The sequence below is a fragment of the Marinobacter sp. CH_CUG1437-1 genome, from assembly GCF_037029655.1.
Lineage (GTDB): Bacteria > Pseudomonadota > Gammaproteobacteria > Pseudomonadales > Oleiphilaceae > Marinobacter > Marinobacter salsuginis.
The window spans coordinates 403,111-427,998 of the sequence record NZ_JAYMEW010000002.1 but is presented as its reverse complement, the minus strand read 5'-3'; the positions used below and the strand labels follow the sequence as shown (position 1 = coordinate 427,998).

At 57.0% G+C, this 24,888-nt stretch carries 26 protein-coding genes and 3 tRNA genes; 19 read left to right on the top strand and 10 right to left on the bottom strand.

Features of this window, described 5'->3' with window-relative positions:
• Nucleotides 1-45: 45 nt before the first annotated feature.
• The 6 genes from tolB (at nt 46) to nadA (ending at nt 4,279) form a co-directional block, all read left to right on the top strand.
• A complete protein-coding gene (tolB, locus tag WA411_RS07340) occupies nt 46-1,326 on the top strand; it encodes a Tol-Pal system beta propeller repeat protein TolB (RefSeq protein ID WP_291907405.1) in 1,281 nt (426 codons plus the stop codon).
• Nucleotides 1,327-1,393: 67 nt separating this feature from the next.
• Nucleotides 1,394-1,966, top strand: coding sequence for a peptidoglycan-associated lipoprotein Pal (gene pal / locus WA411_RS07335; protein WP_069183424.1), 573 nt, complete (start codon nt 1,394-1,396; stop codon nt 1,964-1,966).
• A gap of 16 nt (nt 1,967-1,982) precedes the next feature.
• On the top strand, nt 1,983-2,723 hold the full coding sequence (gene ybgF / locus WA411_RS07330; RefSeq protein WP_291907366.1) for a tol-pal system protein YbgF: 741 nt from the start codon (nt 1,983-1,985) through the stop codon (nt 2,721-2,723).
• 85 nt (nt 2,724-2,808) lie between these two features.
• Nucleotides 2,809-2,884, top strand: a tRNA-Lys gene (locus tag WA411_RS07325).
• A 67-nt stretch (nt 2,885-2,951) separates the two neighbouring features.
• Nucleotides 2,952-3,027, top strand: a tRNA-Lys gene (locus WA411_RS07320).
• Nucleotides 3,028-3,217: 190 nt separating this feature from the next.
• Complete coding sequence (gene nadA, locus WA411_RS07315) at nt 3,218-4,279, top strand: quinolinate synthase NadA (protein WP_291907369.1); 1,062 nt, start codon at nt 3,218-3,220, stop codon at nt 4,277-4,279.
• Here nadA and WA411_RS07310 read toward each other — a convergent pair whose 3' ends face one another.
• Entirely contained in the window at nt 4,280-5,746 is a 1,467-nt protein-coding gene (locus tag WA411_RS07310; RefSeq protein ID WP_291907372.1) for a M48 family metalloprotease, read from the bottom strand.
• Between the two features lie 165 nt (nt 5,747-5,911).
• On the opposite strand from WA411_RS07310, the gene WA411_RS07305 reads away from it, so the two are divergent.
• Nucleotides 5,912-6,139, top strand: a complete 228-nt coding sequence (locus WA411_RS07305) for a sulfurtransferase TusA family protein (RefSeq protein ID WP_069183428.1) — start codon at nt 5,912-5,914, stop codon at nt 6,137-6,139.
• A 16-nt stretch (nt 6,140-6,155) separates the two neighbouring features.
• Nucleotides 6,156-7,235, top strand: a complete 1,080-nt coding sequence (locus WA411_RS07300; RefSeq protein WP_069183429.1) for an AI-2E family transporter — start codon at nt 6,156-6,158, stop codon at nt 7,233-7,235.
• Between the two features lie 7 nt (nt 7,236-7,242).
• Here WA411_RS07300 and WA411_RS07295 read toward each other — a convergent pair whose 3' ends face one another.
• The gene (locus WA411_RS07295) at nt 7,243-7,710 is read right to left on the bottom strand and encodes a peroxiredoxin (protein ID WP_069183430.1); all 468 of its coding nucleotides are present in this window, start codon (nt 7,708-7,710) and stop codon (nt 7,243-7,245) included.
• A 74-nt stretch (nt 7,711-7,784) separates the two neighbouring features.
• On the opposite strand from WA411_RS07295, the gene dapA reads away from it, so the two are divergent.
• The 6 genes from dapA to WA411_RS07265 all read left to right on the top strand — a co-directional run bounded on the left by dapA (nt 7,785) and on the right by WA411_RS07265 (nt 12,969).
• Nucleotides 7,785-8,663, top strand: a complete 879-nt coding sequence (dapA, locus tag WA411_RS07290) for a 4-hydroxy-tetrahydrodipicolinate synthase (RefSeq protein ID WP_291907381.1) — start codon at nt 7,785-7,787, stop codon at nt 8,661-8,663.
• A 35-nt stretch (nt 8,664-8,698) separates the two neighbouring features.
• Nucleotides 8,699-9,796, top strand: coding sequence for an outer membrane protein assembly factor BamC (gene bamC / locus WA411_RS07285; protein WP_069183432.1), 1,098 nt, complete (start codon nt 8,699-8,701; stop codon nt 9,794-9,796).
• Between the two features lie 45 nt (nt 9,797-9,841).
• The gene (gene purC / locus WA411_RS07280; protein WP_069183433.1) at nt 9,842-10,555 is read left to right on the top strand and encodes a phosphoribosylaminoimidazolesuccinocarboxamide synthase; all 714 of its coding nucleotides are present in this window, start codon (nt 9,842-9,844) and stop codon (nt 10,553-10,555) included.
• A gap of 30 nt (nt 10,556-10,585) precedes the next feature.
• The gene (locus tag WA411_RS07275; RefSeq protein WP_291911326.1) at nt 10,586-11,326 is read left to right on the top strand and encodes a TIGR04219 family outer membrane beta-barrel protein; all 741 of its coding nucleotides are present in this window, start codon (nt 10,586-10,588) and stop codon (nt 11,324-11,326) included.
• A gap of 28 nt (nt 11,327-11,354) precedes the next feature.
• On the top strand, nt 11,355-12,362 hold the full coding sequence (locus WA411_RS07270) for an NAD-dependent epimerase (protein ID WP_069183435.1): 1,008 nt from the start codon (nt 11,355-11,357) through the stop codon (nt 12,360-12,362).
• A gap of 61 nt (nt 12,363-12,423) precedes the next feature.
• Entirely contained in the window at nt 12,424-12,969 is a 546-nt protein-coding gene (locus WA411_RS07265) for a lipocalin family protein (RefSeq protein ID WP_291910455.1), read from the top strand.
• Nucleotides 12,970-13,048: 79 nt separating this feature from the next.
• Here the strand turns inward: WA411_RS07265 and WA411_RS07260 are convergent.
• From WA411_RS07260 to WA411_RS07235, 6 genes are all read right to left on the bottom strand, one after another.
• Nucleotides 13,049-13,125: transfer RNA gene (locus WA411_RS07260), tRNA-Val, on the bottom strand.
• A 55-nt stretch (nt 13,126-13,180) separates the two neighbouring features.
• Nucleotides 13,181-14,131 (bottom strand): DMT family transporter, encoded by a 951-nt coding sequence (locus WA411_RS07255; RefSeq protein WP_291910457.1) that lies wholly within the window; start codon nt 14,129-14,131, stop codon nt 13,181-13,183.
• Between the two features lie 146 nt (nt 14,132-14,277).
• On the bottom strand, nt 14,278-15,366 hold the full coding sequence (locus WA411_RS07250) for a hypothetical protein (RefSeq protein WP_291910458.1): 1,089 nt from the start codon (nt 15,364-15,366) through the stop codon (nt 14,278-14,280).
• Nucleotides 15,367-15,469: 103 nt separating this feature from the next.
• Nucleotides 15,470-16,540, bottom strand: coding sequence for a hypothetical protein (locus WA411_RS07245; protein WP_291910460.1), 1,071 nt, complete (start codon nt 16,538-16,540; stop codon nt 15,470-15,472).
• A 132-nt stretch (nt 16,541-16,672) separates the two neighbouring features.
• Nucleotides 16,673-17,290 (bottom strand): YceI family protein, encoded by a 618-nt coding sequence (locus tag WA411_RS07240; RefSeq protein WP_153633517.1) that lies wholly within the window; start codon nt 17,288-17,290, stop codon nt 16,673-16,675.
• Nucleotides 17,277-18,011 carry a CDP-alcohol phosphatidyltransferase family protein gene (locus WA411_RS07235; protein WP_291910462.1) on the bottom strand — a complete coding sequence of 245 codons (735 nt, stop codon included), beginning with the start codon at nt 18,009-18,011 and terminating at the stop codon, nt 17,277-17,279. Before WA411_RS07235 ends, WA411_RS07240 begins: the two co-directional genes overlap by 14 nt.
• Before the next feature lie 178 nt (nt 18,012-18,189).
• On the opposite strand from WA411_RS07235, the gene WA411_RS07230 reads away from it, so the two are divergent.
• From WA411_RS07230 to WA411_RS07215, 4 genes are read left to right on the top strand one after another with little or no spacing between them, the layout of a single operon-like run.
• Nucleotides 18,190-19,197, top strand: coding sequence for a zinc-dependent alcohol dehydrogenase (locus WA411_RS07230; protein WP_291910464.1), 1,008 nt, complete (start codon nt 18,190-18,192; stop codon nt 19,195-19,197).
• 30 nt (nt 19,198-19,227) lie between these two features.
• Nucleotides 19,228-19,626, top strand: coding sequence for a 6-pyruvoyl trahydropterin synthase family protein (locus tag WA411_RS07225; RefSeq protein ID WP_291910466.1), 399 nt, complete (start codon nt 19,228-19,230; stop codon nt 19,624-19,626).
• Complete coding sequence (locus WA411_RS07220) at nt 19,613-21,553, top strand: glycosyltransferase (protein ID WP_291910468.1); 1,941 nt, start codon at nt 19,613-19,615, stop codon at nt 21,551-21,553. The genes WA411_RS07225 and WA411_RS07220 overlap by 14 nt, the downstream gene beginning before the upstream one ends.
• Before the next feature lie 29 nt (nt 21,554-21,582).
• Nucleotides 21,583-22,467: a lysylphosphatidylglycerol synthase transmembrane domain-containing protein gene (locus WA411_RS07215; protein ID WP_291910469.1), complete on the top strand. Its 885-nt coding sequence runs from the start codon at nt 21,583-21,585 to the stop codon at nt 22,465-22,467.
• A 6-nt stretch (nt 22,468-22,473) separates the two neighbouring features.
• Here WA411_RS07215 and WA411_RS07210 read toward each other — a convergent pair whose 3' ends face one another.
• A complete protein-coding gene (locus WA411_RS07210; RefSeq protein WP_291910471.1) occupies nt 22,474-23,346 on the bottom strand; it encodes a RibD family protein in 873 nt (290 codons plus the stop codon).
• A gap of 156 nt (nt 23,347-23,502) precedes the next feature.
• Between WA411_RS07210 and WA411_RS07205 the strand changes: the two genes are divergently transcribed.
• Nucleotides 23,503-23,739, top strand: coding sequence for a hypothetical protein (locus tag WA411_RS07205; protein WP_291910473.1), 237 nt, complete (start codon nt 23,503-23,505; stop codon nt 23,737-23,739).
• Nucleotides 23,740-23,755: 16 nt separating this feature from the next.
• Here the strand turns inward: WA411_RS07205 and galU are convergent, their stop codons facing one another.
• Complete coding sequence (gene galU, locus WA411_RS07200) at nt 23,756-24,592, bottom strand: UTP--glucose-1-phosphate uridylyltransferase GalU (RefSeq protein ID WP_288367362.1); 837 nt, start codon at nt 24,590-24,592, stop codon at nt 23,756-23,758.
• Nucleotides 24,593-24,888: the final 296 nt, after the last annotated feature.

Below are 24,888 nucleotides of genomic sequence, written 5' to 3'. Positions count from 1 at the left end.
GCGGATAACACCATGACACATCGGATTTGGCACAAACCGTCCAGAATGCTACTTGTCGCCTTCGCCCTGATCTTTGCCGCAGTTTCAGGAGCCCGTGCCGAGCTGTTGATCCGGATTACCGAGGGTGCGGATTCCGCCATTCCCGTGGCAGTGGTGCCCTTCGCCGAGTCCGGGCAGATGCCCGCTGGGGACAAGGTTGGCAGCATCGTCCAGGCCGATCTGACCATGACGGGCGAGTTCCGTACCCTTCCTCCAGAAAAGATGCTGAGCCTGCCGTCCCGGCGGGAAGAAGTGTATTTCCGGGATTGGCGTCTGCTCGGTCAGCGCTATGTGCTGGTTGGCTCGCTCACCCGAAGCGGCGACCGCGTGGAGGCGCGGTATGAACTGTTCGATGTGAACCGCGAGGAGCGGATTCTCGGGGAGACGGCGGCGGCGCCTGCTTCCAACGCACGTTCTCTGGCCCATTACATCGCCGACAAAGTGTATGAGGCGATCACCGGTGTACCCGGTGCCTTTTCCACAAAGCTGGCTTACGTGACGCTGGATACCGCTAATGGCAAGCCCCGGTACCGGCTGCAGGTGAGCGATGTTGATGGCAAACGTGCCCGGATACGCCTTGAAAGCCAGGAGCCCATTCTGTCCCCCGCCTGGTCCCCGGACGGTAAAAAATTGGCTTATGTCTCTTTTGAAACCGGAAAGCCGGTAATCTTCGTGCATGAACTTGCAACCGGCCAGCGCACCAAGGTGGCTGATTTTCCGGGCCTGAATTCGGCCCCAGCCTGGTCCGACGACGGCAGGTCTCTGCTGATGACCCTTTCGAAGGACGGTAACGCCGAAATCTACCGGATGAATCTCGATAGCCGGCAACTGACCAAGTTGACCAACCACTGGGCCATTGATACCGAACCGAGCTACGACGCCAGTGGCAAGGGTATTTTCTTCACTTCGGATCGCTCAGGCGGGCCCCAGATTTACCATATGGAAACACCGGGTGCTGAGCCTCGTCGTATCACCTTTGGCAGCCGCTACAATGCCCGGCCCAGGCCAGACAATGAAGGCAAATATGTCTATTACGTGCACCAGCGGGATCGGGCGTTCCACATCGCCCGTACCGAACTGAAAACCGGGGAGGAAACGATACTCACCCGTACGGAATCTGATGAGTCGCCCAGCGTTGCACCCAACGGCAGGATGCTGATCTATGCCACGCGGCAGAATGGAAGTAACGTGCTCACGGTTATATCTGCGGATGGTGGGGCAGCCTACAGCTTGCCGGCATCCGAAGGCGATGTCCGTGAGCCGGCCTGGGGACCTTTAGTTCGCTGATCGCCGGGCTTTATCGGCGTTGGCAATTTTCAAACTGATCACATGACCTAACTGAAAGGAAGAAACTATGAATTTCTCGGCTCAATCAAAAGCATTCGCACTGTTGTTGTCCGTTGGCCTGGTAGCTGGCTGTAGCTCCACCGGTGGCACCTCTGAGGAAGGCGGTGAGTATGGTTCCGATGTCGCTGCTGTTGATCAGGAAGGTGGTTCCACGGTTTATGGTGGTGATGACCAGGGTGGTGTTTCCTCTTCAGCCATGACCGAGGAAGAGCGCATGGCCGCCCGTGAACAGGCGGAGCAGCAGGCGCTTCGCGAAATTACCGTGTTTTACTTTGATTTCGACACTGCTGAAATCAAACAGGAAGCCCGTGACGTGCTGGTAGCCCATGCCCGCTTCCTCGCCAATAACCCGGGTCAAAATGTGCGTATCGAGGGTCACGCCGATGAGCGCGGCACCAAGGAATACAACCTGGCTCTGGGCGAGCGTCGTGCCAACGCGGTACAGCGCTTCCTGATCGTCAATGGCGCTTCACGTGGCCAGCTCGAAACCGTAAGCTATGGTGAAGAGAAGCCGGCAGTGATGGGTTCCAGCGAGAGCGCGTGGGCCCAGAACCGTCGTGTGGAACTCGTGTTTGAGTAATCACACAGGAAGGACCATGAGACAATTCCTCATGGCGACAGTGGTTCTCCCGCTTGCCCTTGGGCAGGCGGGGGTTACCCTGGCGCAATCAGCTCAGGACACTCAGCGAAACGGCAATAACAGTCAGGCGACGTCTGAGCTCTTCTACATGATCCAGCAGCTTCAGGGCGAAGTCAGGCGGCTACAGGGTGAAGTGGAGGAGCAGAGACACCAGATCGAACGCCTGCAGCAGCAGGGGCGCGATCGTTACATTGATCTGGATCAGCGTATTCTGGACCTGTCGGAAAAGATTGCATCGCAGCCGGCGCCGGAAGCCAGCACCAGTCCTGGTTCGACAGCGTCTGCTCCGGAGGCCAGGGATTATCGTCAGCCGAGCGCTGAAGAGCGAAAGGCCTACGAACAGATTCAGGACCTGATCCGTAACCAGAAGAAATACGATGAGGCCATCAGCCGGATATACGAGTTTATCGATGAGTATCCGGAGGGCGATCTCACGGTAAACGCCTATTACTGGTTGGGTGAGGTATATCTGGTCAAGCCTCAACTCGAGCAGGCAAAACAGGCATTCACCATTGTTGCCACCCGTTTCGCTGATCACCGCAAGGCACCGGATGCCGTCTACAAACTGGGCGTGACTCACGATCGTCTGGGGGAAAAAGAGCAGGCACGGCGCAGCATGCAATCGGTGATCGAGGATTACCCGTCTAGCAGCGCTGCGGACCTGGCCCGAAAGTTTCTGGAGTCCCGGAACAGCTGATTGCCGAGTGTGGCAAAAATGTTGAGAAACCTGAGAAAAAGGGGTTGATCAACGGCCAAAAATCATTACTATATGCGCCTCGTTTGGGTCGTTAGCTCAGTTGGTAGAGCAGTTGGCTTTTAACCAATTGGTCGAAGGTTCGAATCCTTCACGACCCACCAAATACGAAATACCGGGTGGGCTGAGTCATTCGGTATGGATTGGAGCTCAGGCTTCAGTCGCAGTTCAGGGTCGTTAGCTCAGTTGGTAGAGCAGTTGGCTTTTAACCAATTGGTCGAAGGTTCGAATCCTTCACGACCCACCAAATAACAGAAACCTGCGGGTTTTTGTGAAAAAAGAGCCTCCGGGCTCTTTTTTTTTGCGTATACGTTCCTACCTAGATAAACAGATATCAGAAATCGCGATCATAACTTTGTGATAGCGCTGTTTCAGAAATATGAAGGCCGGGCTCGAATGCTATAATGCCCAGGTAAACGCAACACAGAGACGCAGTGATGACATACGCCGAAGACCGTATCCTCGTTCAAGAACACTTGGCCCACGCCGCCGAGCCGAAGCCGCTCAGCGAGGACGAAAAGTCCGAACTGGAAGCTCGTATCAAGTCGGCCCTGCGGGAGCAGGATGCGGTGCTCGTAGCCCATTATTACACCGATCCCGATATCCAGCGTCTTGCCGAGGAAACCGGTGGCTGTGTTGCGGATTCCCTCGAAATGGCCCGGTTTGGTAATCAGCACCCAGCTTCGACCATCGTGGTTGCCGGCGTACGTTTCATGGGTGAGACAGCGAAAATACTGAACCCCGAGAAGCGTGTTCTGATGCCAACCCTTGAGGCTACCTGCTCGCTGGACGTGGGTTGTCCTGCCGATGAATTCGCCGACTTTTGCGATCAGCACCCGGACCGTACGGTTGTGGTCTACGCCAACACATCGGCGGCGGTGAAGGCGAGGGCAGACTGGGTGGTTACTTCAAGCTGTGCCCAGGCAATTGTTGAAGACCTCGATACCCGCGGCGAGAAAATTCTCTGGGCGCCGGACAAGCACCTGGGGCACTACGTTCAGAAAACCACGGGCGCTGATATGCTGCTCTGGGATGGTTCCTGCATCGTCCATGAAGAGTTCAAGTATCGCGGGCTTGAGGATCTTAAGGCCCTGTATCCCGATGCAGCGGTGCTGGTCCACCCGGAATCCCCGGATGCCGTCGTTGAGATGGCGGATGTCGTAGGATCAACCTCGCAGCTGATTCACGCAGTGCAGACGTTACCCAATGAAAAGTTCATTGTTGCCACAGACAACGGCATCTTCTACAAGATGCAGCAGCTTGCTCCGAACAAAACGCTGATTGAAGCGCCTACCGCAGGCAATGGCGCTACCTGTCGAAGCTGCGCCCATTGCCCCTGGATGGCCATGAATGGCCTGCAGAATCTGCTGCACGTTCTGGAGCAGGGTGATCAGGAAGTGCTTGTTGACCCTGGCTTGCGGGAAAAAGCGCTGCAGCCGCTTCAGCGTATGCTGGATTTTACCGCCAACATGAATCTCAAGGCGGCTGGTAACGCCTGATCAGCTGTTGGCCCGGGCGTGAAGGCGGCTGGTGATTTCGGCCAGCCGCTCAGTCACAACCTGTCGCTGAGGTGCCCCTGCTGGCAACTTCTCCTGTGCCTGCCGGAGCTGACGCTGGGCAGACTCCAGATCACCCATCAAGACATCGTACTCCGCCCGTGCGCGATGCACTCCGACGATGTTTCTTGCCATACCCTCGGCCTCGGCCAGTTTAAGCCACAGATGTTCCTGCGCCGGGAATTGGCGAGTCAGCTGTTTGAGGTACTCAGCCGCTGCGGCACCATTGCTGTCAGCTATTTCGGTGCGTGCCAGGGTATGGGTGATCGGGTAGTTACCCGGATTTCTTGCCAGCGCGTCTTTCAGTAGAGCCCGCGCATCGTCCATACGATTCTGCGCCAGCCTTACTTCTGCCAGAGTCACCTGGAAGGTGATCCGGCCGGGATTCCTGGCCAGAAGGTCTTCCAGTATATCCACCGCCTTGTCGTACTGCCTGTTCTCAAGATAGGCCACGGACAAGCCGTACCGGATAGCGTCATTCCTCTGAACATCCGTTCTATCCAGGTAGGCTTCGAAGGTTTCAACCGCGACATCGGCTGAGGGTGCGTAGTGCACCTGTAGCCGACTGCGCATCAGGTGATATTCCTGGCCATCACGGATCTTTTCGTCCGGATACTGTTCGGCTCGGCTGCGGGTGTCGGCCACACGGCTCTGGGTCAACGGGTGCGTCGACAGATATTCAGGCAGGCGATTTCCTTGCATCCGGTTCTGCCGCATCATGATTTCGAACATTTCCGGCATGCCGCGGGGATCCATGCCGGCACTGGCCAGAATGTCGAGGCCGACCCGGTCGGCTTCCTGCTCATGGGCCCGGCTATAAGCCAGCATGTTTTGGGCCGCCAGAGCCTGGGTTCCTGCAATGGCCGCAAAACCGATATCCGACTGGGTGACCGCCGACAACACAATGCCGGCAATCATGCCTGCCAGTGTGAGCGGCGCACTGGTTTCCTGCTGTTCCATGCGCCGGGCAAAGTGCCGCTGGCTAAGATGGGCAAGCTCGTGTGCCAGTACCGAGGCAAACTGTTGCTCGGTAGCGGCATTCAGGAACAAACCCCCGTTGACTCCGACAATGCCGCCGGGCACGGCGAAGGCGTTGATTGCCGGGCTGTCAATCAGCGCCAGGGTCAGGTCACGGTTCTGCAGTGGCGCCGAGGGAACCAGGCGATAGGTGATAGCGCTTAGGTAGTCATAAACCAGGGGATCGCTTATCCGGGGTGCTGATCGGCGGATAGACACCATGACCTGCTGGCCGATATCCGATTCCTGCTGGCCTGCAATCAGGCCTCCGCCACTGCCACCTATGCTAGGTAGTCTGCTTTCCTGGGCATGGCCCGGTAATGCAGCAAACAACAGTGCCAGAAGGGCGGTTACCGCCAGTCCCGCTAGCGTTCGGGGTCGATTAACAATCATGTAGTGCCGGGTGCCTGTGGTCTGAGTCGCCGGTTTGACAGCGGTTTACGATAAAAAGTTCTGATCCCCTGCTTGAAGAGGATTGTGATGCAATACATTATCACTGTCGGCATAATGCCCGCTTGTTAAATCCGCTTATAATTTTCGCGAGAGTGTATCGCTAGTATGGTTGATCGAACGCTTGACGCCTCCGGGTTGCGCTGCCCGATGCCTTTGCTGAAAACAAAACTGGAGCTTAACAGCATGGCGCCCGGTGAAGAACTCGAGGTGATCGCAACAGACGCGGGTTCCGCACGGGATATTCCGGCCTTTCTGCAACTGTCCGATCACAAGCTAATGAGCAGTTCCGAAACCGCCGGGCAGTACCGGTTTGTGATAAAGTGCGGCGGTTAAGAATTCGGAGCTGTAAATGATCAGGACATTACGCGGTCTCGCGCACAAATACTTCTCGGATGAAGAAGCGGTCATCCTGTTCCTGATACTGGTGACAGGAACCGTCTTTGTTATCTGGTTCGGTGCCATGCTTGCGCCGGCCATTGCCTCGCTCATTGTCGCCTTTATTCTGCAGGGCCTGGTTACCAAGCTCAACAAGCTCGGCGTGCCGGAGACGGTTTCGATCATTGGCGTGTTCCTGGTTTTCCTCGGCGTACTGGTCGGCTTCCTGTTTGGCCTGCTTCCGCTGATCTGGACGCAGCTGAGTAACCTGGCAGGTGAAGCACCGCGTATCATCCGGGAGCTCCAATCCTATCTTGAGCTGCTGCCGGAACAATATCCCCACCTGATCTCTGGAGAGGCTGTCAGCACCGTATACAGTCAGGTGAGCACCGAAGTGGGGCACATGACCCAATGGCTGGTGTCGTTCTCGCTGTCCAGCATTCCGGACCTTGTGGCGTTACTGATTTACATGGTGCTGGTACCGATTCTGGTATTCTTCTTCTTGAAGGACAGGGCAGTGCTGCTGAATTCCATTGCCCGGCTTTTGCCACCCCAGCGTCCGATGATGCTGCAGATTTGGCACGAGGTGAACCTCCAGTGTGCCAATTACGTGCGCGGCAAGGCGGTTGAGATCCTGATCGTGGGGGGCGCCACCTACATTGCCTTCAAGTTACTGGGCATGCCCTACGCTGCGTTGCTTTCCCTGCTGGTGGGGCTGAGCGTGGTCATTCCTTACATTGGCGCCGCTGTTGTCACCATCCCTGTTGCGGTGATTGCACTGTTCGCCTTCGGCTGGGGCAGCCAGTTTATCTGGGTGATGGTGGTGTACGGTGTTATTCAGGCGCTGGATGGTAACGTCCTGGTTCCGATTCTCTTTTCGGAAGTTAACAATCTGCACCCGGTCGCCATTATTGTTGCAGTATTGTTCTTCGGAGGCATCTGGGGCTTGTGGGGTGTTTTCTTTGCTATTCCGCTGGCAACCATGCTCAAGGCTGTATTTGCCGCCTGGCCGGTGAAGGAGTCTGCGCCCCTGGCCGAAACCAGCGACACCTGACAGGCGCTTAAAGCGCCTGTACGGCCTCCAGAACCTCGTCCGCGTGGCCTTTGACCTTCACGCCACGCCATTCTGCTCTCAACACGCCGTCCTTATCAATCAGGAAGGTGCTGCGGTCGACGCCCATGTACTCCTTGCCGTAGAGCTTTTTCAGCTTGATCACGTTAAAGAGGTTGCAGAGGGCTTCGTCCTTGTCTGAAATCAGGTGGAAGGGAAACTCATGCTTGGCTCGGAAGTTCTCGTGGGCTTTCAGGCCGTCCCTGGATACTCCAAGAATAACCGTGTCCAGCTCTTCGAACTGTTTCATCCGATCCCGGAAGTCCTGGCCCTCGGTGGTGCAGCCAGGGGTGTTGTCCTTCGGATAGAAGTAAATCACCACATTCTGACCCTTCAGATTGTCCAGCCTTATGGTCTGATCTCCGGTAGCCGGCGCTTCAAAATCCGGAACGGGTTTGTTTAACTCAACGGATGGCATGACATCTCCTTTAATTCCCTTGTGTCAGTTCGTGCCCAACATTACCATATCGGTTTTATTCGGACGGAGCTTTTATGATTACGGGTAGCCTTGTCGCACTGGTCACGCCCATGCATCCAAACGGTAATATTCACTGGGAGGATCTGGACAAGCTGGTAGACTTTCATATTGAAAACGGCACGCACGGCATTGTGGCTGTGGGCACCACTGGCGAATCCGCAACGCTCGACCCGGAAGAGCATTGCCAGACCATTGGCCACATCATCAAACGCGTTAATGGTCGCATCCCGGTTATTGCGGGCACGGGCGGTAACAGTACCCGTGAGGCCATTGAACTGACGGCCGAAGCCCATAAGCTTGGCGCCGATGCCTGTCTGCTCGTTGTTCCCTACTACAACAAGCCGACCCAGGAAGGCCTGTACCAGCATTTCAAAGCCATCGCCGAAGCCGTCCCCGGCATGAACCAGATGCTGTACAACGTGCCCGGCCGGACTGCCTGCGACATGCTGAACGAGACCGTGCTGCGGCTTGCTGATATCCCGAACATCGTGGGTATCAAGGACGCCACGGGCAATATTCCCCGCGGTGCTGAACTGATCGAAGCCTTGAATGGCCGTCTTGCGGTTTACTCCGGTGATGACGCCACCGCGGCTGAGTTGATGCTCGCGGGTGCCAAAGGCAACGTCTCTGTGACTGCCAACGTAGCTCCGAAAGCCATGGCCCAGCTCTGCGAAGCGGCCGTAGCAGGAAACCGCGAAGAGACCGAGCGTCTGAACGAACTGCTCATGCCGCTCAACCGGAAGCTGTTCCTTGAGGCGAACCCGATTCCGGTTAAATGGGCGCTTCACCGAATGGGAATGATCGGGGAGGGCATCCGCCTGCCGCTGACACCGCTCAGCGAAAAGTTCCATAGCGAAGTGGAAGATGCCCTCAAGGCCTCAGGTGTACTCTGAGTTTGCTTAAATCATCCCAGCCCCGGAGTAACCTGATGCAGGTTCTAAAAGGAACCGGTAGTAACCTGATGTTGAAACCCGCTGTTATGGTATCCGGGCTGCTGCTTCTCGCAGCAGCTTCAGGATGCAGCTTCGTTGAAGATCGTTCCGAGCGCTACGTAAATGCGACGGAAGGGAAGCCGCTGGAACTGCCTCCAACCGCCGACGATTCCCGTTTCAGCCAGACCATGCCAATCCGTGATGTCCAGCCGGCCGATGCCAGCAAGATGTACCCGTCCGATATACCGCGTCCGCCGGACATGACCTCGGACATCCTGGATGAAAACTATGTGATTGAAGAGCTCGATGGCCGGCTTTGGCTATTGGTGAACGATGTGCCCGGACGAATCTGGCCCGCGGTGAACAGCTACCTGTCGGACCGTGGCCTGGGCGTTGGTTTTGACAGCCCCCAGCTCGGCCTCCTGCAGACTGAGCTTGCCAACTTCAGCAAGCGCGCCAGGGAACTGGTGGAGCTTTCCGATAATCCGTCTGCTGGCGAACAGAAAGTCGTCCTCCAGCTGCGTATGGCTCCCGGCGTTCGTCGTAAGACCACCGAAGTGCAGGTGCGCAAACTGGAAGTGGCGGATCAGCCAGACGAACTGATCCCATGGAGCGGTGTGTCCGACCCCTCGGAGCAGGCGTTGGAGCTTCAGCGACGCCTGTTGTCAGACCTGGGAGATTTTCTCAGGGCCCGGGAGGAAACCAAGTCCTTTTCCCGAGCAGCATCCGGCATGGTTAGCGATCCGCTTGTTCGCCTGATCTCGGAAAACGATGAGGCGGTCTCGATCCGCATGGAGCTTGATTATGGTCGTTCCTGGGCTGAAGTAAGCCGGGCGCTGACAGACTCGGGCATTCCTGTTGTTGATCTGAACCGCAGTGAGGGTTGGTTCCATGTCGATTTCCGGACCGAAGACGAGCGGGATCCGGGTTGGTTCAGCTGGTTCAGTGATAAAGAGGCGCCGCAGCATACCCACACTGTAAACCTCAGCCAGCAGAGCGACGCCATTGTCATCTCTGCCGACGAGGTTCCGGACTACACTGGCAGCCGCACGACGGCGGATCTGCTCGCGCAACTATTCGATTACCTATACTGATTCAGGAAGAGGCCGCTCAGGGCGGCCGCTTTTCGGAGACCCCCAATGGAAAAACGCGAAGAACTCTACGCCGGCAAGGCTAAATCCGTCTACCGTACCGACGACCCCGAGCGGTTCGTGCTGGTGTTCCGTGACGACACATCCGCCTTCGACGGCGAGAAAAAGGAACAGCTCAATCGCAAGGGCATGGTGAACAACAAGTTCAATGCGTTCATTATGGAAAAACTCGAGGCGGCGGGCGTACCGACCCATTTCGAGGGACTCTTGTCGTCGACCGAATCGCTAGTGAAAAAACTGGACATGATCCCGGTTGAATGCGTGGTCCGCAACGTCTCCGCTGGCAGTCTCTGCCGTCGGCTTGGCGTAGAGGAAGGGCAGGAACTGAATCCGCCCACGTACGAACTGTTTTTGAAGAACGACGCGCTCCACGACCCCATGGTCAACGAATCCCTGGCCGTCAGCTTTGGTTGGGCCTCAGCCGACGAACTGGAGCAGATGAAAGCCCTGACCTACCGGGTAAATGACGTGCTCAAGGCCCTGTTCGATGACGCCGGCATGCTGCTGGTGGACTACAAGCTGGAGTTTGGTCGCAGCGAAGGCAAGATCGTGCTGGGCGATGAATTCAGCCCGGACGGTTGCCGGATCTGGGACAAGGAAACCCGCAAGAAAATGGATAAGGATCGTTTCCGCCAGGGACTTGGCGAAGTGATCGAAACTTACGAAGAAGTCGGGCGCCGTCTGGGAATCCAGTTCGACTGATAGAAACAGACAACAAATAGAAGGTGTGTCATGCGTAAACTGATGCTTGCTGTAGGTGGTTCACTGATCCTGGTGGCGCCTCTGTCACAGGCAGATGTGGTTGGCCTGGGTGCCAGCGTAAGTTACTGGGATTCGGATCTTTCCGGTAAGGCTGCCACCAACAATGACGTTGTGGATGTTGAGAACGATCTGAATCTCGACAGCGACTCGAACGCCAATGCTTCGTTGTATCTGGAGCATCCGGTGCCGCTATTGCCTAACGTTCGACTGAATTACACGTTGGTTGAACAGAGTGGTCGAGGTGAACTCGGAGCAGATTTCGGTGGAATCGTTGTTGGTTCTGGCGTTGATGTCCAGTCCGATCTGGATATCGAGCAATTGGACCTGACCCTGTATTACGAGGTGTTGGACAACTGGGTGAATCTGGATTTGGGTCTTACCGCAAGGGATCTCTCAGGCGAACTTCTTGTTCAGGAAGTCGGCGGTGGACTGCAGGCCGATCAGACCAGCGTCGACGCAGTTATCCCGATGGGCTATCTGGCAGCGCGTTTCGATCTGCCGTTAACCGGTCTGTCTGTGGGGGCAGAGGGTAATTTCATCAGCTTCGACGGCGACTCTCTGCACGATTTCAACGCCTACGGTCAGTACGAGATATCGCTGATCCAGTTCCGAGCGGGTTATCGTCAGATGTCCATTGATTACGAGGACGATAGCGACCGCCTGGATGTTGAGATTGGCGGGCCGTTCGTGAGCGCCGGCGTATCCTTCTGAGGCCGGCATTAATTTCAGGGAGAGACACGTGAAGATTCTTGTTACCGGCACGGCCGGCTTTATCGGTTCACACCTGGCTCATCGCCTGCTTGACCGGGGCGATGAAGTTATTGGGGTTGATAACGTCAACGACTACTACGATGTGAACCTGAAGGAAGCGCGGCTGAAACGCCTGACCGACAAAGCCGGTTTTACCGAAGTCCGCCAGGATGTAGCAGATCGGGCCGCCATGGAAGCACTATTCGCCGAGCATAAACCGGAGCGGGTGGTGCACCTGGCGGCGCAGGCAGGCGTGCGGTATTCCATTGAGAATCCTCACGCTTACGTGGATGCCAACCTTGTTGGCTTCATGAATATCCTTGAAGGCTGCCGGCACAACAAGGTGAAACACCTCGTATATGCCTCCAGCAGCTCGGTGTACGGTGCCAACGAGACCATGCCGTTCTCGATTCACGACAACGTGGATCACCCTCTGAGCCTCTATGCCGCCTCCAAGAAGGCGAATGAGCTCATGGCCCACACATACAGCCACCTGTATAACCTGCCCACCACAGGCCTCAGATTCTTCACGGTCTATGGTCCCTGGGGCCGGCCGGATATGGCGTTGTTTATCTTCACCAAGAAGATCCTCGCAGGAGAACCCATCGACGTCTTCAACCATGGCCGCCATCGCCGGGATTTCACCTACATCGACGACATCGTGGAGGGCGTGATCCGCACCCTCGACCATGTTGCTGAACCCAACGGCGAGTGGAGCGGCGAGAACCCGGATCCAGGCACCAGCAAGGCGCCATACCGGTTGTATAACATCGGGAGTAACAACCCGGTTGAGCTCTCCCGGTTTATCGAGATTATCGAGGAGCGGGTTGGCAAGAAAGCCGAGAAAAACCTGCTGCCACTGCAGCCCGGGGACGTACCCGCCACCTACGCCAATGTCGATGATCTGATCGAAGACGTCGGCTATAAACCGGCCACGCCCGTAGAGGAGGGCATTGCCAGGTTTGTAGACTGGTATCGGGACTTCTACAAAGTATGAAACAAGGGCCAGCAACTGCTGGCCCTTGTCGTTTCTGATATTCGAAAACGGAGCGTTCGAGATGATAGCCGTTGTCAAAAGATGGTCCTTGCTAGTCGGGCTTATTGCTGTCGCTGGCTGTACCGGTCTTCCCGAGGACATTGAGCCGGTCACCGGTTTCGAGAGTGACCGCTACTTGGGCACCTGGTACGAAATTGCCCGCCTCGACCATTCCTTTGAACGCGGGCTCACCAATGTTCGCGCTGAATACAGTCGCAACGAAGATGGCAGCATAAAAGTCATCAACCGTGGCTATAACGCGAAAGAAGGGAAGTGGGAGGAAGCCGATGGCCGTGCGGTGTTTGTCGAGGATGAGAAAACGGGCCACCTGAAGGTGTCCTTCTTCGGCCCATTTTACGCCTCTTATGTTGTGTTTGAACTCGATAAAGAAGCGTATTCTCATGCCTACGTGACCGGGTACAACAGGGACTATCTCTGGTTCCTTTCGCGCACGCCGGAAGTTAGTGAAAAGGCGATAGAGGCATTCAAGGATCGGGCCAGGGCAGAAGGGTTTGATTTGGAGGAACTGATAGTCGTCGAACAGGAAAAGCACCGTTCGCAGCGGTGAGAGTGTCTGAGAGGTTATTTCGGGCACAAAAAAAGCCAGTTCTTACGAGGCACGTAAGCAACTGACTTTCTTGCAGAATTGGTAGGACCACCCAGATTCGAACTGGGGACCTCTACCATGTCAAGGTAGCGCTCTAACCAACTGAGCTATGGTCCTGTGTCCTGCAACGGGGACGAAATATACTGATTCAGCCGATGCCGGTCAACCTCTTTTATGCGGTTTTCCGATTCCGTAGTTTCTCTTTGATCAGTTTGCTCAAAACTGCCCAGCGGTTGACGATCAATGCGGCGAAGATCAGGCCACAGCCGGCCAGTTGAATGCTGGTCATGGTCTCGCCAAACCAACCTGCCGCGAAAAGGGCAACCCACACTGGTTCCAGCACCAGAATGACGACGCCATGGCTGTTTGCCGACAGGCTCTGGGCCAGTGTCTGAAGCAGGAAGCGGCCGGCCGTTCCAATCACGGCACTGGCCACCACCCACCATACCAGCATTGGTGAGTGGTTATTCAGGGTAGGCCGCCAGGGTTCCATAATCATGGATTCAATCAGCGTCAGCATACCTACGGTGAGCAGGGCAATGGCTGTCAGGGGCAGGGCTGGCACTCGATGTTTCTCTACAGTCTTGCCCTGCCGGTTGATCACCGTTCTCTGATTGGCCGCCCGGGTATTGAGATTGAAATACAGGGCGAAGATCGTCGCGGCTATAACAAAGAAGATCTGGCCCGCTTCGGGGCGAAATCCGTTTTCGAGGGATAGAAATGCAAGCCCGGCAACGGCAATAGGAATGGCCAGCCAGGTACTCGGAGGCTGGGCCTCCTTGAACACCAAACGGGCGATGATGGGAACAATGACAACCCCCAGACTGGTCAGAAAAGCTCCTTCGCCCAGACTGGTAATATGAACCAGTCCCATCACCCAGCAGGTCATGGCCGTGCCAAACACAAGGCCGACCCCCACGCTTCTCCGGAGCTGATCCAGGCTCAGCTTCATCAGCGCGCGCCGGGCGAAAAAAGCCAGGACCGTGCCAGCAATCAGAAACCTGGCGGCCATGAACATCAGCGGGGGCATCAGCAGTACGGCTTCTTTGGAGAACATCCAGCTGATGGCTGCAAACAGGGTGACAACAACCAGAAGAAGATCGGATTTGTGGGTGTCAGACATCGGTTATGGCTTGCCGGCAATGAGTGAATCAAACGGGGAAAGCGAACCAATGTATAGTTTGCGAACTAAAAAGGAAAGATGGGTAGAATTACCGAGGCGGGATAAGGCTCTTCCCTGAGCCTTTGGTTTGATCTGTCCAGGAGCAGTCAGTTGTTCAGGGCGGTGTAAACCAGATTGGACATACCCGTCTGGTCCGAACCCGGCACTTCAATGTACCGGTCGCCGGAACCCCACCACTGCCACCACGCGCGTTTGTTGTAGGTGCGGCTGGCGAAATCCACTTGCAAACCGTTAAGGGTGGTATTGTTGACCACCGGTACGGAGATGTTGCCCGTCTCGGACCCGAGAACGCCGCTGTGGGTGACGTCCTCGTTCATTAGCACCGGGTAGTGGTTGTAGTACAGAGCGCCCGGGCCATTCTGGCTCGTTATCTTGCCCGCGAGGCTGATGCTGGAGGAGCAGGAATCAATCCCCGCCGCGGAGGTTGCACCGCAAGCCGAATGGGTGGGTACCACGCCATCGTCGGTGCCGGCGATGAACGGCTTGGTGATACCCCCATAGGACGAGCCGCCGGCCACGAAGCGCAGCCGTGGGATTCCATTTGGGCTCACCGCGAGGTTGCGTGCTGCGTTGGTCTGCAGGTCGTTTACCACTCCAAGCTTGCCTGGTTCTGGTTCGATGCCGGTGAAGGCTTCTACTGCCGCCCTTAGGGGCCAGTTGTACCAGCTGTCATTGTAGGCAAGGCTGAGTGCCAGGTTGGCCAGTTCAGTGCCACCGCCAGCGCCCGAGTAATCCAGGGTTGCCAGGATTTTCAGCGGTTGCAGGCCCTCGGATTGAAGCCACCGGGCCTGGTTCTCGAGCAGATATCGGGTAACCAGATCACCGGTGGAGTGGGAGACGACAATGCAGTAGTCATTGCAGAGTCCTTGCTGACTGATCTGACGCATCTGTTCATAGGCCTGCTGGGCAATGCCTCCTTCTACGCGTCCGTCACTACCCCAGTCGATGCGCGCTTCGGCACGGGAGAGCCAGAAGGTGCGCCAGTAGTCCTCACCGGCGCTTTTCACTTCCTGAAGGTTGGCGGGAGGGTTGGCCAGGTCTTCCTGCTGGAAGCCGTGCACCAGGATAACATTGTGCCCGGCCAGTTGGGCCTGGGCGGTTCCGGCAAAGAGGCTGCCGGTGATGGCGACCGCCAGGGCGGCCTTACAGGCACTTCCGATCTTTGTTGTTTTCATAGTTGCTCCGTCTTTGCTGAGTTATTGTTGTCACAAGACGTTTCTCCGCCACTCTGTGGCGGTACAGCCCGGCGTCAGCCGGCGCAAAGCTCACGCTCTGCCATCAGAACTTGTCGGCAAGCTGCCTGAGCAGCGCCGCCCGTTGTTCCGATTCGGGGTCCACCGCCGGGGTATCGGTCAGGCTCTCGAGGTCCGGCGGTGTGAATGAGTAGCCCTCGTCGGGGCCGAAAGCGTAGTTGGTTCTGTCACCTGGCCTGGCTGGGAGCTGGCGAATCTGCAGGTTCTTCAGCTGAAGTTGACCGTCCACGGTCTGGTTCGCCAACACTGTGCCGTGGGCCCTGAGGTTGATGGTGTCCGAAGTGCTGTCCAGCCGTTTCTCCACCTGCAGCTGGGCAACCGGACGCTGGCCGACGTAAAGCTGGGCCGAGAGCGCATAAAAGCCGGGATCTTCCGGAGAGAACCGAACGGGGATAATCAGGTTGTTGCCGCTGACCCGGGAATTGCCCAACCCCTCAAAGTCCCCCAGGTAGGGCTCGACGGTCAGCGTTGAGGCGTGGCGAACTGGTTTGCCGTCGAGCCGGGCTTCGACGATCAGGCGGTATTCCCCCGGTGACTCATTGGCGGCCAGAACGCCCTCGAAGTAACCCGGCGAACCGGCTTGCTCCAGTGTGGTGCTGGCGACGGCATCACGGCTTTCGGGTCTCTCCAGGGTTGCGGAAAGAGAGCGGTCAACTACTTGAGGGCTTTGAATGGCCGCAGCAACAAGAATCTGTTCGCCTTCTGTAAACCGGTATTTTTCAAGCGTGACTGTGAATTGCCCGTTACCCTCCAGAGGCAGGCTAACAGGCTCGTAGTGATTGCCACGGTAGGCGCGGGCCTGTTCCGGGCTTAGAGGCACCGACCAGGCTGGATATCGTGTGGCTTCAGCGTACTGATCGGCAACACTGGCCAGCATAAAGCCAAGGGCGTTGTCCGATGGTGGCTCGGGTTGCTGCACGGGATCGGGCGACGGCTGGACTGTCTCAATTGGGCTCTGAGAAGAAGCGGACCCGATGTCGCTGGCCGGCTTCGTGAACCAACTGAATCGGGTGTGGTTGTCGGCGGAAAGCAGATACCCCGCGCCAACCACAACGGCAGTTATGATTGTGAAAAGAATAATAGCCTTACCGGGCATGCGGCAGGTCCCTTGATTATTGTTGTAGTTCTAAACATAACGGGCTTTGCGCCGCAGCCCAAAAATCCGGCCCGATCCTGTAACAGAATGTGTCCGCGTTGTGCAGCGGGTCACATTATCGCCACTGACAAATCAGAACATGCCGGACTCACGTATCGCCTCGAAACCGAAATGCAATTTGACCTCATCGCCGACCATTTCACCATCCAGACCATAGGTCATACCCCATTCACTGCGTTTCAGTGTGGTGGAAGCGCTGATCCCCAGCGTGTATTCCTCGTGGCCAAAGGGGTAAACGTCGGATTTGTTCAGGGTTACATCCAATACCACGGGCCGTGTCTGGCCAAGTAGCTCCAGATCTCCCGTTACTTTGCCAGTGTTTTCGCCGGTTGTTTCAAAGTCGGTAACAGTGAAAGTGATCTCGGGGTATTCGTCAGAGTCGAGAAAGTCCTCGTTGCGAACGTGTTCATCACGCTTCTTGTGATTGGTGAACACACTGTCGCTCTGGAATACCAGTTGGCCCGACTTCAGCTCCATGGTTTCCTCGTCGTAAACGAACTGGCCCTCCACTTCTCGGAACATGCCCATGACCGGGGCGTAACCAATGTGCATGATCTCGAAGAACATAGAGAAGTGTTCGTCGTCGACGATAAAATCTTGCGGCTCGGCCGAGGCTGCAGGGCTCAATGCGAGGACCGCAGGCAAGGCAAGGGCAGAACGGGTAATGGTTTTCCGGTTATTGAACATCATGGTGATGTCTCCTTTGATAAAGCCAGTGAATATCCACGAAAAACGACCACACCAGCAGAGCAAGGGCGGTTGCCAGGGTGGTGCTGGCAAACAGCGAATTGATTGGCGGAAGTACCGCCACGAGCAGGGTAACGATCTGCCAAACGCAAACCGTCTTCCGTCGGAAACTGTCTGGCAGTGGCGCATTCAGCCAATCCGCAAAGTGGCCAGCGGCAACGAAAGCGTAGCGAATCAGGCCGAGGGCAAGCACCCAGATGCCTGCCTTTCCCAACGCCAGCACGGCAATACTGAGCCCGAGGATGAACAGGGCATCCAGCTCCATATCGAATCTGGCGCCAAAGTCGCTCTCGGAGCCGGTTGCCCTGGCAACTTTTCCGTCCACGCCATCCAGAATGAGTGCCAACAGTGCCATCCAGCCATACAACCAGAGGTTGTCAGTCAGATGTTCTGCAACGGGAGCCAAGGCGAAGAGGACAATCACGAGGCAACCCCTCAACAGGGTTGCCCGGTTCGCCCAGCCGAAGTCGCGGCTTTCGGGCCAGGCCCGGGAAACCAGGCCGCAGACGCAAAGGTAGAGTGCGACTGTCAGCAGATAGAAAAGAACGGGAGGCCCGGCCAGCCAGCCTGTAGCCAGACATAACAGGGTTACAAGGACAAAACCCCAGGCGAGGTCCAGCGGGAGGGCGACCCAATGTGAAGCTGAACGGCCGTTAGAATCCATCACTGAACTCCAGCGTATAGGTTTGCAGGCATCAAACACCCCGGGCGCACTGTACACTGACTATAGTTGATATGTATGAGTGTGCTTACGAGCATTGACCGCGTTCAGACCTGATGGTTCAGGCAGGAAAGGCCGTCTTCTAATGCCGCGCAAAACAACGCCAGGAAAGGAGCTCCCTTTGCAACGTGATCCAGAGAATTCCAATACAGAGACCGTCGCCCGGGCCTGGTGGGTAACCGGCGCTGGAAAGGGCGAAATTCTGGAAACGCCTCTGGAGCCGGCGGGTGATGGGGAGGCAGGAGAGATTGTTACGGTCCAGGCCCTCTATTCGGGGATAAGTCGGGGCACCGAATCACTGGTCTTTCACGGTCGTGTTCCCAGAAGCGAATACGCCGCAATGCGGGCACCCTTCCAGACCGGGGAATTCCCCTGGCCGGTGAAGTACGGTTATGCCAACGTAGGAAAGGTGATTGAAGGGCCCGTGGAACTGGTCGGTCAAACGGTGTTTTGCCTGTACCCGCACCAGGATTATTATCGGGTGCCGGCGTCGGCCGTCACGCCCTTACCAAAAGACCTGCCTGCCGAGCGAGCGATTCTTGCTGCCAATATGGAAACCGCCGTCAACGGTCTCTGGGATGGATCGCCAGCGGTCGGCGATCGAATCGCGGTGGTTGGTCTTGGAGTGGTTGGTCTGCTTGTCGCCTGGCTGGCCAATCGCATTCCGGGCACCCGGGTTACCGCTATCGACACAAACCCGGAGAGACAGACCGTTGCCGAACAACTGGGGCTGACCTTTAGTGCCGAACCTACCGCCGACGATCACGACCTTGTGATACATGCCAGCGGCCACCCATCGGGCCTGGAAACGGCTCTGGGGCTGGCGGGGCAGGAGGCGACACTGATTGAAATGAGCTGGTACGGGGATCAGTTGGTCTCCGCACCATTGGGTGCTGCATTTCATCCGCGTCGTCTGGCCCTGAAATCCAGTCAGGTCGGGCAGATTGCGCCCTCCCGGGTTCCCAGGTGGGACTATCGCAAGCGCCTGGCGCTGGCGTTGGAACTACTCAGTGATGATGCCCTGGATGCGCTGATTACCGGTGAGTGCCGGTTCGAGGACCTGCCAAAGTCCATGGCACGGATTCTGATCGATGGCCGGGAAACACTCTGCCATCGCGTTGTTTACTGATAATTCAAAATGACCTGCTAAGGAGAGATTATGTTCGGCTTGACGGTCCGGGACCATATGATGATTGCCCACAGTTTCGATGGAGAGATCTTTGGCCCAGCGCAGAAAGTGCATGGTGCCACTTATGTGGTGGATGTGACCTTCGAGCGTCACCAGTTGGACAAGGACGACCTGATCGTGGATATCGGCCTGGCCTCAGAGCTTCTCAAGAACGTTCTCTCAGAGTTCAATATGCAGAACCTCGACGAGCTACCGGAACTGCGAGGCCGGAACACCACTACGGAGTTTATGGCGAAGCTGGTGTTCGACCGGATGGCGGCGGCCATTCATGGGGGCCGACTGGGGGAGACGGGGAAGGGTATTGTCAGCCTGAAAGTCACCCTCTCCGAATCTCACATTGCCTGGGCCAGCTACCATGCCGGAATCTGACGTACCGGGAGTGGTCGAGTTTCTCGTTCCGGGCGACCCGGAACAGAACACCGGCGGTTACCGGTATGTTCGTAAGCTGGTAGAAGCACTTTGCAAAGACGGTTGCACAGCCCGGGTGAGCGGTTTGGCCGGGAAGTTTCCGCGTCCGGACAGTGTCGCCCGCGAAGCGATGGATCGGAAACTCGCAGGTTTGCCTGCTGGCACGTCTGTGGTCCTTGATGGCCTTGCCATGGGCGGGCTGCCGGAGATCGTGGAAAAGCATTCCCGACGTTTAACTCTGTTTGGGCTGGTCCATCATCCGCTTGCTGACGAGACCGGCCTCAGCGAGGGAGACAGGCAATGGTTTCTGGAATCCGAGAAGCGGGCCCTCGGCTTCGTGGAAGGCGTTATTACCACCAGTCAACACACGGCCGCCCGCCTTGCGGATTACGATGTTCTTCCGGAGGCCATTCGGGTTGCTGAGCCGGGTGTGGCCAGGGCTGAAACAACGCGAGTCCGGAGTAAGCCCGCTGAAAGCAGTGGCCCTCACATTCTATGCGTCGCCCATCTGTCCCCGAGAAAGGCCCAGCATCAGTTGGTGGAAGCGCTGGGAGAACTGAAGGCTCTACCGTGGCGCTGCACACTGGCCGGGTGTGACAGCCGTGATCCGGGTTACAGCCATCAGGTCCGTCGGGCGGTTGCTGCGGCCGGCCTTGAAGACAGGATTGTCCTGGTCGGTGAAGTGGACGACTCAGGGCTTGCCGATCTCTACACCCAGGCCGACTTTTTTGTCATGCCTTCGCTCTACGAGGGCTACGGCATGGTGATCGACGAGGCGTTGGCGGAAGCACTGCCGATTATTTCCTCCGATGGCGGCGCCCTGGCGCAAACCTCCGCCAGACCGGGCGTGGTGCAGTATTGTGCCGGGGATATCAGGGCTCTCGAGGCCCGACTCAGGAACTGGCTGGAGGATCCGGACCAGCTCGAACATGCGCGCAAACTGGCTGCGAGGGAATCCAGGCGGGTTCGATCATGGGCCGATACCGCCCGGGATTTTTGCGAGGCATTAGCATACTTCAGGGGATTTCCTGCAAACCCGCACCAGCATTCAGAATTCGAGAGCGAATGGCTGGCGGCCCGGGAACCGGCAGATCATCGGGCTCGCTCGATAGAACTGACCGCGGAACTGAACCGGTGGCTGCTCGACCGTTACGATAGCCTGCCGCCTGAAATTCATTGCCCCATGCAGATTGTCGACATTGGCACCGGCCGTGGTTCCAACGCCCTGTTTCTGGTACGTGCACTACAGGTACCGCAAGCCTGGCTTGCTCTGGATCAGGACGCGGCGTTGCTGCGCGAGGCCCGGCAAAGGGTAAATGTGCTGGATGTACCCTTTGAAACGCGCGCGGTGCAATTGTCACCGGAGAATATGGAGCAGCACCTGCCCCCCGAGGTGTCCCTGATCACGGCGTCAGCACTGATTGATCTTGTTTCCGAGACTTGGTTGAAAGCCCTCAGTCAGGCGGCGTCGCGCAGGAATTCAGCAATACTTATCGCGCTGAGCTACGCAGGGCAATTTGAACTGTCCCCCGGTCATCCCGATGATGAACTGATTCGAACGCTGGTGAACCAGCATCAGCACGGGGACAAAGGCACCGGTGCGGCGCTTGGGCCCGAGGCTCCCATTATTCTGAAGCGGCTGCTTGATGCAGACGGTTACCAGGTAAAATTGGCGGAATCGCCCTGGACTCTGGGCAGTGAAGATCAGGCGTTGGCCCGGATGCTGATGGAGGGATGGACCGAGGCGGCGATCGAGCAATCTCCGGGAGACAGGGACCGCCTGAACCTCTGGCTGGAAACGCGGAACCATCAGTTGTCTGAGGGCAGCCTGAACGTCGTCGTACGGCATCTCGACCTTTTGGCTCTGCCAACCGGACAGCTGGCTTGAGGGAGGTGCGTCAAAAGCGGGTTCGCTTGGTGGCCCGGTGGTTGTTCACGGTTTTGGTCATTGGATTCGTGATTCGCTCTGTCGATACCAGCGCGCTCTGGCAGGAGCTTGTCCGCTTTTCTCCTTTTGTTCTGATACCCGCACTGGTACTCACCGTAGTGCAGGTGCTGCTCTCTGCCTGGCGTTGGCGCTTCACCTCAAAGAGGCTTGGATTGTCCCTGGACTATGGCGTTGCCGTGCGAGAGTACTATCTGGCGACATTCCTGAACCAGGTTCTGCCCGGTGGCGTGCTTGGTGATGTTAACCGGGCATGGCGCCACGGTGAGGGTGCCGGTAAACGTCTCGCGGCTGTCCACGGGGTCGCCATCGAGCGGCTCTCGGGCCAGTTGGTGCTGGCGTTGGTTGTCGCAGTTTCCATCGCGTGGCTGTATGGTTCGGGGCAGCTTACTGCCGGCTTTTGGAATGGCTGGGCGTGGCTTGGAGTTGGCATTCTCTTTGTTGCCATAGCCCCATGGCTAGCACGGAAAGCGGGCCTTGCCGATTACCTGCAGCGCCTTCGGCGTGATCTGTATCTGTCGTTGTTGGATTGCTCAGTATTGCCGGTTCAGATCGGTTCTTCGCTGGTGGTGTTGTCGAGCTATCTGGGGGTGTTTCTCTGCCTGGCCTGGGGTGCGGGTTACGTTGATACCTGGGCGGAGGCAGGGTTGATTGTCGGCCTGGGCAGTATTCTGCTTCTGAGCATGGTCATACCTCTGACGGTTGCCGGCTGGGGAATCAGGGAGGGCGCCGCAGCGCTGATCTGGCCCATGGCCGGATTGCCAGCGGAGCAGGGGGTGGCGCTGAGTGTGGGGTACGGGGCGCTGGTGCTGGTTTCGAGCTTGCCTGGGGTGGTGTATTTGTTCACCAGTCGCTAAACCGGCCTATGCCTCTCGGGAGAAATCCAGGTCGAAGAGCATATCGCTGCCAAGGTTGACCAGCTGCGCTCTTGGCCGCAGCGCATCGTCCAGGAAATCGATTTCCGGGAGCGAAAAGGCGGGTCTGCCGCTGCCGATGATCATGGGGGCGACCATTACGTGAAGCCGATCCAGCAAGCCGGCGTTGAGGAATGATGAGACGGTGACGCCGCCACCTTCCACGAACACCTTTTTTAGCCCGAAATCCGACAGTACCTGAAGAATCAGCTTCGGATCGACGGGGGCTTTGGCGTCCGCATCTCCAAGACAGGGGATTTCGCTAACAGCGGATTCAATAGACGGATTCCTGTCTTTGTCATAGCTCCCGGCCACCAATCGTAGGGTAGGGGCCGCACCATCGGTAAACAGGTGATGGCTGTCCGGCACGCGGTGATGACGATCAATAACCACGCGTACCGGGTTGCGACCGTTGGTGCGCCGTACGGTCAAACGGGGGTTGTCGGTGGCGGCGGTGCCGGCACCAACGATCACGGCATCGGATACCGCACGGATCCGGTGCAGGTGCGTAATCCCATCGTCGCCGTTGATGAAGCGCGAGCGTCCCGTCACCGTCGCAATTCGCCCATCGAGGCTTTGGCCGAGCTGGCCGATAACTTTGGGGCGACCATCCGCTGGCACCGGCCGACACAGGGGAAGAAACACCGAGAGCAGATCCTTCGCTTCACCCGTGGCCGGTTGCATCAGGTGCCAAGCGCCGTGTCCATTGAGTTTTACTGCTTCTTTGTCGGTTCCCGGCAACGGCAGTGTCACATTGCTGCGGTTTACTGCGCTAAGCACCAACTCCCATGCCGAGTCGATATCCAGTGTTCTTGCCGCCATAAATAGCCTGTTGGTTGTTGCCCAGGAGCTGCGAAGACTCCTTTAGTATAGGCAGATTGTGTGCAAAGCTATATGTACGTTACATTTCCGGATTGATTCACTTCGCAGGGCATTATCGGGACAGGTTTCCCGGTTTGGATGACGAGGTAAGTGGCCATGCAACATGCGCAACCCATGCAGGATTGGGAGCCAGAGAAGCCCGAGGACCACGGGCAACTTGAACTTCCCGGTATTGCCCTGGATAAGAGTGATGAGCTGTTGGCATCGGTGGCCGAGCTGGAAGAAGTACTTGAGAAGGTACAACTGACCGGAGAAGAGGTGGAGCTGCTTCGCCGGTTCCGCAGGACAAGCTCGGAAAACCGGCGAATGATTCTTCAGATCCTGGGCAACTGATACCGCCCCGGATTCCTTACTTGCCTTTCTTGTAGATGTTCTCGTAAACGTAGTTGGTGGCTTCCACAAAGCCATCAATACTGCCGCAATCAAACCGGCGCCCCTTGAACTGATAAGCCAGTACGCAGCCGTTCTTCGCTTGTTCGAGCAGCGCATCGGTAATCTGGACTTCGCCGTTCTTGCCCGCAGGGGTCTTCTCGATAATGTCGAAAATATCCGGCGTGAGAATGTAGCGACCGATGATGGCGAGGTTGCTGGGCGCATCTTCCGGGGCCGGCTTTTCCACCATATCGGTAATCCGGTAAAGGCCATCTTTCATGGACTCACCGGCAATCACGCCATACTTGTGGGTTTCGTCGGCCGGAACCTCTTCGATGGCAACAATGGAGCAACGGAACTGGTTATACAGTTTCACCATTTGCGCCAGTACGCCGTCTTCACCTTCCGGGCCAATGCAGAAGTCATCGGCCAGTACGACCGCAAAGGGACTATCGCCTACGAGGTTACGACCGGTGAGAATAGCGTGGCCGAGACCTTTCATTTCATTTTGCCGGGTAAAAGCGAAGCTGTTGTGGTCGATCAGATCACGGATGGAGGTCAGCAGGTCTTCCTTGCCGGAGCCCGCAATCTGGTGCTCAAGCTCGTAGCTGATGTCGAAATGGTCCTCGATAGCCCGCTTGCCCCGGCCGGTAACAAAACCAAATTCATGGATACCGGCTTCCGCGGCTTCTTCAACGCCGTACTGAACCAGGGGTTTGTTCACCACCGGCAGGATTTCCTTCGGCATCGCCTTGGTGGCCGGGAGAAAGCGGGTGCCGTAGCCGGCAACGGGAAACAGGCATTTTCTGATCATATCATTCGTCCTTTAATGGTCGTTTTCACGCCCTCGAGTCTGCTCAACGCCTCTGCGCAAGCCTATGAACGGTTGTACTTTCACAAAGTGTGCCGAGTTTACCCAAGTTAATACCACAAATGCAGGGGGCTACATGGATTTGTTGCCTACTATGAGCCAAGGCGTGCTTTTGCCGTAACTTATATCAAGGCTTCGTAGTCTTGAAACTGGAGATCTCGTCTAATGTTTAGCTGTAGCGTGGTTCAGATAATGCACCAGAGTGGTGCGAAAGTGGTCAGGCGTAGGTAAGAGAAGCG

Excerpts from the sequence above, each read along its gene's own strand:
- tolB (WP_291907405.1), top strand. The coding sequence starts at position 46 with ATGCTACTTGTCGCCTTCGCCCTGATCTTTGCCGCAGTTTCAGGAGCC.
- pal (WP_069183424.1), top strand. The coding sequence starts at position 1,394 with ATGAATTTCTCGGCTCAATCAAAAGCATTCGCACTGTTGTTGTCCGTT.
- ybgF (WP_291907366.1), top strand. The coding sequence starts at position 1,983 with ATGAGACAATTCCTCATGGCGACAGTGGTTCTCCCGCTTGCCCTTGGG.
- nadA (WP_291907369.1), top strand. The coding sequence starts at position 3,218 with ATGACATACGCCGAAGACCGTATCCTCGTTCAAGAACACTTGGCCCAC.
- WA411_RS07310 (WP_291907372.1), bottom strand. The coding sequence starts at position 5,746 with ATGATTGTTAATCGACCCCGAACGCTAGCGGGACTGGCGGTAACCGCC.
- WA411_RS07305 (WP_069183428.1), top strand. The coding sequence starts at position 5,912 with ATGGTTGATCGAACGCTTGACGCCTCCGGGTTGCGCTGCCCGATGCCT.
- WA411_RS07300 (WP_069183429.1), top strand. The coding sequence starts at position 6,156 with ATGATCAGGACATTACGCGGTCTCGCGCACAAATACTTCTCGGATGAA.
- WA411_RS07295 (WP_069183430.1), bottom strand. The coding sequence starts at position 7,710 with ATGCCATCCGTTGAGTTAAACAAACCCGTTCCGGATTTTGAAGCGCCG.
- dapA (WP_291907381.1), top strand. The coding sequence starts at position 7,785 with ATGATTACGGGTAGCCTTGTCGCACTGGTCACGCCCATGCATCCAAAC.
- bamC (WP_069183432.1), top strand. The coding sequence starts at position 8,699 with ATGCAGGTTCTAAAAGGAACCGGTAGTAACCTGATGTTGAAACCCGCT.
- purC (WP_069183433.1), top strand. The coding sequence starts at position 9,842 with ATGGAAAAACGCGAAGAACTCTACGCCGGCAAGGCTAAATCCGTCTAC.
- WA411_RS07275 (WP_291911326.1), top strand. The coding sequence starts at position 10,586 with ATGCGTAAACTGATGCTTGCTGTAGGTGGTTCACTGATCCTGGTGGCG.
- WA411_RS07265 (WP_291910455.1), top strand. The coding sequence starts at position 12,424 with ATGATAGCCGTTGTCAAAAGATGGTCCTTGCTAGTCGGGCTTATTGCT.
- WA411_RS07255 (WP_291910457.1), bottom strand. The coding sequence starts at position 14,131 with ATGTCTGACACCCACAAATCCGATCTTCTTCTGGTTGTTGTCACCCTG.
- WA411_RS07250 (WP_291910458.1), bottom strand. The coding sequence starts at position 15,366 with ATGAAAACAACAAAGATCGGAAGTGCCTGTAAGGCCGCCCTGGCGGTC.
- WA411_RS07245 (WP_291910460.1), bottom strand. The coding sequence starts at position 16,540 with ATGCCCGGTAAGGCTATTATTCTTTTCACAATCATAACTGCCGTTGTG.
- WA411_RS07240 (WP_153633517.1), bottom strand. The coding sequence starts at position 17,290 with ATGATGTTCAATAACCGGAAAACCATTACCCGTTCTGCCCTTGCCTTG.
- WA411_RS07235 (WP_291910462.1), bottom strand. The coding sequence starts at position 18,011 with ATGGATTCTAACGGCCGTTCAGCTTCACATTGGGTCGCCCTCCCGCTG.
- WA411_RS07225 (WP_291910466.1), top strand. The coding sequence starts at position 19,228 with ATGTTCGGCTTGACGGTCCGGGACCATATGATGATTGCCCACAGTTTC.
- WA411_RS07220 (WP_291910468.1), top strand. The coding sequence starts at position 19,613 with ATGCCGGAATCTGACGTACCGGGAGTGGTCGAGTTTCTCGTTCCGGGC.
- WA411_RS07210 (WP_291910471.1), bottom strand. The coding sequence starts at position 23,346 with ATGGCGGCAAGAACACTGGATATCGACTCGGCATGGGAGTTGGTGCTT.
- WA411_RS07205 (WP_291910473.1), top strand. The coding sequence starts at position 23,503 with ATGCAACATGCGCAACCCATGCAGGATTGGGAGCCAGAGAAGCCCGAG.
- galU (WP_288367362.1), bottom strand. The coding sequence starts at position 24,592 with ATGATCAGAAAATGCCTGTTTCCCGTTGCCGGCTACGGCACCCGCTTT.